At 54.8% G+C, this 9,501-nt stretch carries 11 protein-coding genes and 1 pseudogene; 6 read left to right on the forward strand and 6 right to left on the reverse strand.

Translation table 11 applies throughout. The features are described from left to right. The 4 genes and pseudogenes from oppC to KHQ28_RS23055 form a co-directional block, all read left to right on the forward strand. Positions 1-622: pseudogene (oppC, locus tag KHQ28_RS23040) on the forward strand (oligopeptide ABC transporter permease OppC); the annotation flags it as partial. 11 nt (positions 623-633) lie between these two features. Further along, positions 634-1,647 carry an ABC transporter ATP-binding protein gene (locus KHQ28_RS23045; RefSeq protein ID WP_004151853.1) on the forward strand — a complete coding sequence of 338 codons (1,014 nt, stop codon included), beginning with the start codon at positions 634-636 and terminating at the stop codon, positions 1,645-1,647. Further along, positions 1,644-2,648, forward strand: coding sequence for a murein tripeptide/oligopeptide ABC transporter ATP-binding protein OppF (gene oppF / locus KHQ28_RS23050; RefSeq protein WP_002910083.1), 1,005 nt, complete (start codon positions 1,644-1,646; stop codon positions 2,646-2,648). Before KHQ28_RS23045 ends, oppF begins: the two co-directional genes overlap by 4 nt. 55 nt (positions 2,649-2,703) lie before the next feature. Continuing rightward, positions 2,704-3,531, forward strand: coding sequence for an ion transporter (locus tag KHQ28_RS23055; protein ID WP_002910080.1), 828 nt, complete (start codon positions 2,704-2,706; stop codon positions 3,529-3,531). Between the two features lie 62 nt (positions 3,532-3,593). Here the strand turns inward: KHQ28_RS23055 and KHQ28_RS23060 are convergent, their stop codons facing one another. Next, the gene (locus KHQ28_RS23060; RefSeq protein ID WP_002910079.1) at positions 3,594-3,923 is read right to left on the reverse strand and encodes an HI1450 family dsDNA-mimic protein; all 330 of its coding nucleotides are present in this window, start codon (positions 3,921-3,923) and stop codon (positions 3,594-3,596) included. A 34-nt stretch (positions 3,924-3,957) separates the two neighbouring features. Further along, positions 3,958-5,418 (reverse strand): cardiolipin synthase, encoded by a 1,461-nt coding sequence (gene cls, locus KHQ28_RS23065; RefSeq protein ID WP_002910077.1) that lies wholly within the window; start codon positions 5,416-5,418, stop codon positions 3,958-3,960. Between the two features lie 143 nt (positions 5,419-5,561). Between cls and KHQ28_RS23070 the strand changes: the two genes are divergently transcribed. Next, a complete protein-coding gene (locus KHQ28_RS23070) occupies positions 5,562-5,735 on the forward strand; it encodes a YciY family protein (RefSeq protein WP_004194006.1) in 174 nt (57 codons plus the stop codon). Positions 5,736-6,237: 502 nt separating this feature from the next. Here KHQ28_RS23070 and KHQ28_RS23075 read toward each other — a convergent pair. From KHQ28_RS23075 to KHQ28_RS23085, 3 genes are all read right to left on the reverse strand, one after another. Further along, positions 6,238-6,885, reverse strand: a complete 648-nt coding sequence (locus KHQ28_RS23075) for a YceI family protein (protein ID WP_023316235.1) — start codon at positions 6,883-6,885, stop codon at positions 6,238-6,240. Positions 6,886-7,312: 427 nt separating this feature from the next. After that, positions 7,313-7,453: a hypothetical protein gene (locus tag KHQ28_RS23080; RefSeq protein ID WP_009485717.1), complete on the reverse strand. Its 141-nt coding sequence runs from the start codon at positions 7,451-7,453 to the stop codon at positions 7,313-7,315. A gap of 112 nt (positions 7,454-7,565) precedes the next feature. Then, positions 7,566-7,862, reverse strand: a complete 297-nt coding sequence (locus tag KHQ28_RS23085; RefSeq protein ID WP_002910042.1) for a YciI family protein — start codon at positions 7,860-7,862, stop codon at positions 7,566-7,568. Between the two features lie 210 nt (positions 7,863-8,072). Between KHQ28_RS23085 and tonB the strand changes: the two genes are divergently transcribed. Beyond that, complete coding sequence (tonB, locus tag KHQ28_RS23090) at positions 8,073-8,819, forward strand: TonB system transport protein TonB (RefSeq protein ID WP_016831240.1); 747 nt, start codon at positions 8,073-8,075, stop codon at positions 8,817-8,819. Positions 8,820-8,862: 43 nt separating this feature from the next. Here tonB and KHQ28_RS23095 read toward each other — a convergent pair. Further along, positions 8,863-9,501: fructosamine kinase family protein (locus KHQ28_RS23095; protein WP_211777691.1), on the reverse strand; the 639-nt coding region annotated here is incomplete at its 5' end.

Genomic DNA, 9,501 nt, shown 5'->3' on the forward strand with positions numbered 1-9,501 from the left:
CCTCCGGGCGCGATCTGCTGGTGCGCGTAGCGATCGGCGGGCGCATTTCGCTGATGGTCGGGGTGGCGGCACGCTGTACGGTTCGCTCTCCGGTTATCTCGGCGGCAAAGTGGATTCGGTGATGATGCGTCTGCTGGAGATCCTCAACTCCTTCCCGTTTATGTTCTTCGTCATCCTGCTGGTGACCTTTTTTGGTCAGAATATCCTGCTGATCTTTGTCGCCATCGGCATGGTGTCCTGGCTGGATATGGCGCGTATCGTGCGCGGGCAGACGCTAAGCCTGAAGCGCAAAGAGTTTATCGAAGCCGCGCAGGTCGGCGGGGTCTCGACGGCGAGCATCGTGCTGCGCCATATCGTCCCCAACGTGCTGGGGGTGGTGGTGGTGTATGCCTCGCTGCTGGTCCCCAGCATGATCCTCTTCGAATCCTTCCTCAGTTTCCTGGGACTGGGGACGCAGGAGCCGCTCAGCAGCTGGGGGGCATTGCTCAGCGATGGCGCCAACTCAATGGAAGTTTCGCCCTGGCTACTGTTGTTCCCGGCGGGTTTCCTGGTGGTGACCCTGTTCTGTTTCAACTTTATCGGCGATGGTCTGCGTGATGCCCTCGACCCGAAAGACCGCTAAGGAGCGCTGCCATGACCATGATTGAAACGGCAAAAGCGCCGCAAGCGCAGAGCCACAGCGGGCTACTGCTGGACGTGAAAGATCTTCGCGTCACCTTTAAAACGCCGGATGGCGACGTCACCGCCGTCAATGATCTGAACTTCACTCTGCAGGCGGGCGAGACGCTCGGCATTGTGGGCGAATCCGGCTCCGGTAAATCGCAAACCGCCTTCGCCCTGATGGGACTGCTGGCGGCCAACGGTCGCATCGGGGGTTCCGCCACCTTTAACGGTCGGCAAATCCTCAATTTGCCCGAGCGTGAGCTGAACAAACTGCGCGCTGAACAAATCTCAATGATTTTCCAGGATCCGATGACCTCTCTTAACCCCTATATGCGGGTGGGCGAGCAGTTAATGGAAGTCCTGATGCTGCATAAAGGGCTGAGTAAAGCCGAAGCGTTTGAAGAGTCGGTGAAGATGCTCGACGCGGTAAAAATGCCGGAAGCGCGTAAGCGCATGAAAATGTTCCCGCACGAGTTCTCCGGGGGCATGCGTCAGCGCGTGATGATTGCCATGGCGCTGCTGTGCCGGCCCCGGCTGCTGATTGCGGATGAACCGACCACTGCCCTGGACGTTACCGTGCAGGCGCAGATCATGACGCTGTTGAATGAGCTTAAACGCGAATTCAACACGGCCATTATCATGATCACCCACGACCTTGGGGTGGTGGCAGGGATCTGCGATAAAGTGCTGGTGATGTACGCCGGGCGCACCATGGAGTACGGTCAGGCGCGCGATGTCTTCTATCAACCGTCGCACCCATACTCTATTGGGCTGTTGAATGCGGTTCCACGTCTGGATGCGGAAGGCGATGCGTTGTTGACCATTCCCGGCAACCCACCGAACCTGCTGCGATTGCCGAAAGGCTGTCCATTCCAGCCGCGCTGCCCGCATGCCATGGAGCAGTGCAGCAGCGCGCCGCCGCTGGAATCGTTCGCGCCAGGCCGCCTGCGCGCCTGCTTTAAACCGGTGGGGGATCTGCTATGAACGCCGTAACTGAACAACGAAAAGTCCTGCTCGAAATTGCCGACCTGAAGGTGCACTTCGATATCAAAGATGGCAAGCAGTGGTTCTGGCAGCCGTCGAAAACGCTGAAAGCGGTGGATGGCGTGACGCTGCGCCTTTACGAGGGTGAAACCCTCGGTGTGGTAGGGGAGTCGGGCTGCGGCAAATCGACCTTCGCCCGCGCCATTATTGGTCTGGTGAAAGCGACCGATGGCAAAGTGGCCTGGCTGGGTAAAGATCTGCTGGGCATGAAGCAGGAAGAGTGGCGCGACGTGCGCAGCGATATCCAGATGATCTTCCAGGATCCGCTGGCCTCGCTGAACCCGCGCATGACCATCGGAGAAATTATCGCCGAACCGCTGCGTACCTATCATCCGAAGATGCCCCGTCAGGAAGTGCGCGATCGCGTCAAAGCGATGATGATGAAAGTTGGATTGCTGCCCAACCTGATCAACCGCTATCCGCACGAATTCTCCGGCGGTCAGTGTCAGCGTATCGGCATCGCGCGGGCGCTGATCCTTGAGCCAAAGCTGATTATCTGCGATGAGCCGGTCTCCGCGCTTGACGTGTCGATTCAGGCGCAGGTCGTCAACCTGCTGCAGCAACTGCAGCGTGAGATGGGGCTATCGCTGATATTTATCGCTCACGATCTGGCGGTGGTTAAGCATATCTCCGATCGGGTTCTGGTAATGTATCTGGGCCATGCGGTGGAGCTGGGGACCTACGACGAGGTGTACCATAATCCGCTGCATCCCTATACCAAAGCGCTGATGTCGGCGGTGCCGATCCCCGATCCTGATCTCGAGAAAACGAAAACTATCCAACTGCTGGAAGGCGAATTACCCTCGCCGATTAATCCGCCCTCAGGCTGCGTATTCCGCACCCGCTGTCCGCTTGCCGGACCGGAGTGCGCCAAAACCCGCCCGGTGCTGGAAGGCAGTTTCCGCCATGCGGTTTCCTGCCTTAAGGTAGACCCGTTATAATCTCAGGGGCTGACGCAGGTCAGCCCTTTTTTTTTGCGAGGTTAACGAAGTGGGTATGCTTTCTGCCGCTCGTCTGCGGCTTTATCATTTACTTTTCGATCAGAACCGACGTTCCGGCCGCCGCTTTGAAGGGCTGTGCGGACTTTTCGCCCTGCTCAGCGTACTGGTGATATTTATCGAGTCGGGACTGGGCACGCAATATCACCTGACATTAGATGAATGGCATATTTTCGTCTGGCTGGAGCTGCTGGTGACCGCGGTCTTTACCCTGGAATACCTGCTGCGTATCGCTACCTGGCCCAATCCGCTCCACTATATTTTCAGCTTTTGGGGCCTGATTGACCTGGCGACGATTTTACCGCTGTATGTGATGTGGCTATGGCCGGAAATTAGCCTCAATTATGTATTCGCCTGGCGGGCAATGCGGGCGATCCGCGCGCTGCGTATTCTCAAACTACTGCGCTTTATGCCTTCGCTCAACGTGTTCTGGCGAGCGATTGTCAGCGCGCGCCATCAGCTGATCCTGTTTTATTCGTTTATCGCCATTGTGATGGTGATTTTCGGCTCGTTAATGTATCTGATTGAGGGGCCGGAATACGGCTTCACCACGCTTAACGCCTCGGTCTATTGGGCCATCGTGACCATCACCACCGTCGGCTACGGAGACATCACGCCGCACACGCCGTTGGGTCGCATCCTGGCCTCCATTCTTATCCTGATCGGCTACTCCATTATTGCCATACCGACCGGACTTATCACCACGCATATGACCAGCGCCCTGAATCGTCGACGACAGCAGCGCCTGTGTCCGCAGTGTCAGCAGGGCGACCATGACGATAACGCCCGTTTCTGCCATGCCTGCGGTCATGCCTTGCCGAAGTAAGCTGGCGACATAAAAAAGCCTGCCGGGAGAACCGCGGCAGGCTTTTTACTGGATGTTAAAGGTTATTCACGCCACAGAATATGGCACAGCTTATGATCTTTCTCGCGGCACAGCAGAACGCGGGCGAAGATATCATTGATTTCCCCGCCGTCGGTATCCGCCAGACCAATCACCACTTCGGCGAAGAAATCCGGGTTGAGATCGTAATCCACATGCTCTTCCCAGTCTGCCGAAGGGTCGAACAGTTCGGCGCCGCCGCGCTCCTCAAACTGCAGGTTAAACAGAATGATGTCCGCCGGGTCGAGGTTGTCGGCCGCCAGTTCGAGGAAGATATCGTAAGCCTGCTCGAGCGTTTCGTCTTCGGTCAGGCGGTTGTTTAAATCCATATCCATGATTGCTACTCATTCGGTATCTGATGGGCACGTTTTACAGCAACGGGCTGAAGAAGTAAAACAGTCGCTCGGCGATCCGCTGCCACAGCGGACGTTTTAACCAGAGACGGGCATCCAGCAGGCGCGAGCGAGAGATATAATCATCCTGAACCGCCGCCAGATCGCTGCCAAAACCGGCGTCATCGATGACCAGGGTAATCTCGAAGTTGAGCCACAGGCTGCGCATATCCAGGTTGACGGTCCCCACCAGACTTAGCTCGCCATCGACCAGCACGCTCTTGGTATGCAACAGTCCGCCCTCAAACTGATAGATTTTGACCCCGGCCGCCAGCAGCTCGGTGAAGAAGGCCCGGCTGGCCCAGCCTACCAGCAGCGAATCGTTCTTGCGCGGTAAAATAATGCTCACGTCAACGCCGCGCTGGGCGGCGGTACAGATCGCATGCAGCAGGTCGTCGCTGGGTACGAAGTAGGGGGTGGTCATGATCAGATGCTCTTTCGCCGCATAGGCGGCGGTGAGGAGAGCCTGATGAATCAGATCTTCCGGAAAGCCCGGTCCGGAGGCGATCGTGTGAATAGTATGTCCGCTGGCCTCTTCGAACGGCATGATATTGACGTCCGGCGGCGGCGGCAGAATGCGCTTGCCGGTCTCTATTTCCCAGTCGCAGGAGTAGACGATGCCCATCGAGGTCGCCACCGGGCCTTCCATTCGCGCCATCAGATCAATCCACTGTCCGACTCCTGAGTCCTGTTTAAAGTAGCGCGGATCGACCATATTCATGCTGCCGGTGTAGGCGATATAGTTATCGATCATCACCATTTTACGATGCTGACGCAGGTCCATCCGGCGCAGGAATACGCGCATCAGGTTAACCTTAAGAGCTTCGACGACTTCAATACCGGCGTTACGCATCATCGCCGCCCATGGGCTGCGGAAAAAGGCCACGCTGCCCGCGGAGTCGAGCATTAGCCGACAGTGAACCCCGCGGCGAGCGGCGGCCATCAGCGATTCAGCGACGCTGTCGGCCATGCCGCCGGGCTGCCAGATATAAAAGACCATCTCTATGTTGTGACGGGCCAGCTGAATATCGCGGATCAGGGCCTGCATCACGTCGTCAGATTCCGTCAGCAGCTGTAGCTGGTTGCCTTTTACGCCGCCAATGCCCTGACGCCGTTCGCACAGCTTGAACAGGGATTCGGCCACCGGGCTGTTATCTTCCGCGAAGATATGTTTGCAGGCTTTGAGGTCGTTTAACCACTTGGCCGTCGAGGGCCACATCGCCCTGGCGCGCTCGGCCCGACGCTTGCCGAGATGCAGCTCGCCAAAGGAGAGATAGGCGATGATCCCCACCAGCGGCAGGATATAAATGATCAGCAACCATGCCATGGCGGACGGGACAGCGCGGCGTTTCATTAGAATTCGTAATGTTACACCGGCGATCAACAGCCAGTACCCCAGAATGACCAGCCAGTTCACCACCGTGTAAAAGGTTGTCATAGATGTAAAATCCTTTTGAATGACGATATGTGATGAGTTTACGCATCAGTATTTTTCTGGCAAATAAAAACGCAGCGAAAGCGGTAGTCAGTTGCTGGCAGAGGTTTATAATGGGGGCTGTTTTCACTCGTAGAGTCGTTGCAATGAAGCGTAGTAGAACGGAAGTAGGGCGCTGGCGCATGCTGAGACAGGTGAATCGCCGTAAAGCGCGCTGGCTGGAAGCCCAATCGCGCCGCAATATGCGGATCCTCGCTATCAGGAAGGGACTGGTGAAACGGCAGCGTCATGCCCTGCTGTTTATCTTCCCTGACAGCTAAGCGAGCAGGCAAACGGCACCGTACGCGGTGCCGTTGTCGTTTTCTCTCTGCGCTAAATTCCCGTTGCACATCTCCATAGGGCAATGATGGTTTTTCTTGCTGCGATGCGACGACAAAACAGAGCTCCCGCCTCAGTGAAAAAGAGATGCTACGCCTGGCTTGTAATGACGGACGACAAGATCCAGAGCCAAGTCGTTTGCGGCGCGACAGGAATTAACCGTCAGATAGCATTTATTGCCGCTCAGGGTTTATTGCCGCTCAGGAAGGGCATGGCGTTGTTAAATGCTTAATGATATGACCGGCCAGCTGCGGTAACCAGGCGGGAACTGAGGGAATGAGAAAACAGACTCAGACAGGCAAGGGGGTTATTAAGCGGTCCAGCGCGTTGAAGCTCAATGAACCGACCGATCCTGACCATGAATAATCTGAGCCTGTTATATTATCCAGAGAGGCCATGCAATAAGCATCCTGAATAAAACGCAATCGTTGCGCCAGCTTTTACTTATTTTGCATAGGCTTCCGTGGATAACGTGATGGTGACGTTATCACTTACCGCCGGCACATATTTATCAAGCTTAAAGTCTGAACGTTTTATCACCCCGGTGGCATCAAATCCAATGGCCTCTTTTTTCACCATTGGGTGCATATCCTGCTTATTCAGGACGGCATGCAGGACCACCGGTTTGGTGATGCCTTTAATGGTCAAATTACCTTCCACATCATATTTATTGTCGCCTTTGCTTTCCACTTTGGTACTCTGGAAAGTGGCTTCGGGAAACGTTTTAACATCAAAATACTCTTTGCCTAAAAACTCATCCGTTAACGCCTTGACGTGAGCGTCAATGGTTTTCACTGGCAGCGTGACGTTCACCGAGGATTTCTCCGGATTCTCTTTATCAAAGGCCAGTTTCCCTGAAACATCAGAGATATAGGCGGTAGGGTTTGAGAAGCCGAAATGGTTCCAGGAGATCACAACCGAGGTATGCTGTGGATCAAGACTGTATTCCTTAGCCGCGGCTTGCGACACAGGAATATATAAGGCAAGTACAGAAAGCAATGCGGTTTTTTTCAGGGTATTCACACAATAATCCTCAAAATCGGCAGGTACATAAATGTTAGCCCAAAAAAATACAGGGCTTATTGAAAACATTTGTTATTCCCTTTCAAATTTTTTAATCAAGCAGTGATGCCCCTACTATCACTCTGCGTGAAGTTTACGCAACGAAATTAATAGGCTTTAAAAATGATGCTCAGCAACTTAACGCTGGCAGCGTAGTTAATATCCCTTTATGCCTGCCAGGTAAACCTTTGTCTACAAGGGGGTTATTTCCACGTGCTTTCAAGCGGCTACGGTCCTGAATATAGCAAGATGGGCTACGTTCGGTTCCGCGGCATCCGCAGTGGATGCCCAATAATATTTTTTTCGGGCTTTCATATCTGTCGTTAAGCAACTATCTTTCAGTTATTTTTTTCATTCTATTGCACTGTGGATTTATAGGGCTATATCAGGATGTGCTGACATTAAATGCAAGCGCTAAATAACAACGCGATCCTCCCTAACAGCCTTACACAAGGTATTAGTAATTCACTATCACGCGTGGCGTCGATGTTTTGTCAGCATTTTCCATTGTCGAAAAAAGCGAGGCGATGGTCGATGATGGGGTAGCAGGAGAAAGTGCGTGCTCATCTTCCAGGCTTCTCAGGCGGATAACAGTCAACGCTTTCGCGAGGTTAAAAAGGGCGACACTTCAATGTCGTGTACCAAAATGCGCCCTTCATTCTGATGACCTGGGTGTTTTTGTGGTTAGCCAGAAAAAGGAAAGGGTATTTTCAAAAAACCTTTTTGTATGGCTTAACAGAGACCTGGCGGTAAACCCCGGCGGCGATATACGGATCGTCATTGGCCCAGGCCTGGGCCGCTTCCAGCGATTCAAACTCGGCAATCACCGTTGAGCCGCTGAATCCTGCTGCGCCCGGTTCGTTACTGTCAACGGCCGGCATTGGCCCGGCGGTAAGCAGTCGGCCTTCATCGTGTAAGAGTTGTAAACGCGCGAGATGCGCGGGGCGAACCGACAGCCGCTTTTCCAGAGAATCGGCGATATCTTCAGCGTAGATAACGTAAAGCACGGCAAAGCTCCTTATCAATAATCAGGCGAATTACGTTAAGTTAAACAGCGATGGACTGCAATGCAAAGATGCGCTCTGGAGTGGAAAGCACTGCCGACGCAGCTTTTTTCTGCAAATGGCGGCAAAAATTGACTCAGGTTAAGACGCCTTATTGAATATGATTGCTATTTGCATTTAAAATCGGAGCATCATTTTTCAACAGAAACGACTATGAGCGCAATGACCCTTGATTTACCTCGCCGCTTTCCGTGGCCAACGCTGCTGTCCGTGGCTATCCACGGTGCCGTTGTGGCGGGGCTGCTTTATACCTCGGTACATCAGGTTATTGAACAGCCTTCTCCGACGCAGCCGATAGAGATCACAATGGTGGCGCCGGCCGATCTTGAGCCGCCTCCGGCGGCGCAGCCTGTCGTGGAGCCCGTTGTTGAACCCGAACCTGAGCCGGAGCCAGAGGTAGTGCCTGAACCGCCGAAAGAGGCGCCGGTGGTGATCCATAAACCGGAACCTAAGCCGAAGCCCAAACCTAAACCCAAGCCTAAGCCGGAGAAAAAGGTTGAACAGCCGAAGCGGGAAGTGAAGCCGGCAGCAGAGCCGCGTCCGGCCTCGCCGTTTGAAAACAACAATACGGCGCCGGCGCGTACAGCGCCAAGTACCTCGACCGCAGCGGCTAAACCCACCGTTACTGCTCCGAGCGGCCCGCGGGCGATCAGCCGCGTTCAGCCGTCCTATCCAGCGCGCGCTCAGGCGCTGCGCATAGAAGGGACGGTACGGGTGAAGTTTGACGTTTCGCCTGATGGCCGCATTGATAATCTGCAGATCCTCTCTGCTCAGCCGGCGAATATGTTCGAACGCGAGGTGAAAAGCGCGATGCGCAGATGGCGTTATGAGCAGGGAAGACCGGGTACCGGCGTAACGATGACCATCAAATTCCGCCTGAACGGCGTCGAGATTAACTGATAAAACGCTGCGGCGGACCGGCAAGGTCCGCCGTGAAGCTTGTTTAACGCATTTTCTCCATCAATACATCATCCAGCGCCTGCTGGGCCGTTACCAGGTGCTGGCCGCCAAACAAAATCGCTCTGTTCAGCAGAGTATAAAGCTGATAAATCGGCTGACGATCGAGAAAACCCGACGGCAGAGGCGAAACGGACTGATAGCCGTCATAGATTTGCGGGGGCTGTTCCGGATGCATCGGCAGCATGGCTAAATCGCACTCGCGGTCGCCCCAGTAGCAGGCGGGATCGAATATATAGGGGCCATCCGGCCCTAAGGCGCAGTTGCCGGACCACAGATCCCCGTGCAGCAGCGAAGGCTGCGGCTGATGGTTGGCCAGTCGCTGCTGTACCATATCGACTAAGGTATCGATATCGCCAAAGTGCAATCCCTTCTCCGCCGCGAGCTCCAGCTGCCAGCCGATACGCTGCTCGGCAAAAAAAACCGACCAGCGACGCTGCCAGGCGTTGGGCTGCGGCGTGGTGGAAAGATCGTTATCAAAATCCAGACCGAACTGCGGCTGATCGCTCCACTGATGGAGGTGGGCTAGCTGCTGGCCAAGCAGAAACGCATTGTGCGCATCCAGCGGACGGGGAGGGAGGTACTCCATGACCACGAAGCTATAGTCGCGATCGCTGCCGACGGC

Source organism: Klebsiella sp. 28, from assembly GCF_018223905.1.
GTDB classification, from domain to species: Bacteria; Pseudomonadota; Gammaproteobacteria; order Enterobacterales; family Enterobacteriaceae; genus Klebsiella; species Klebsiella pneumoniae.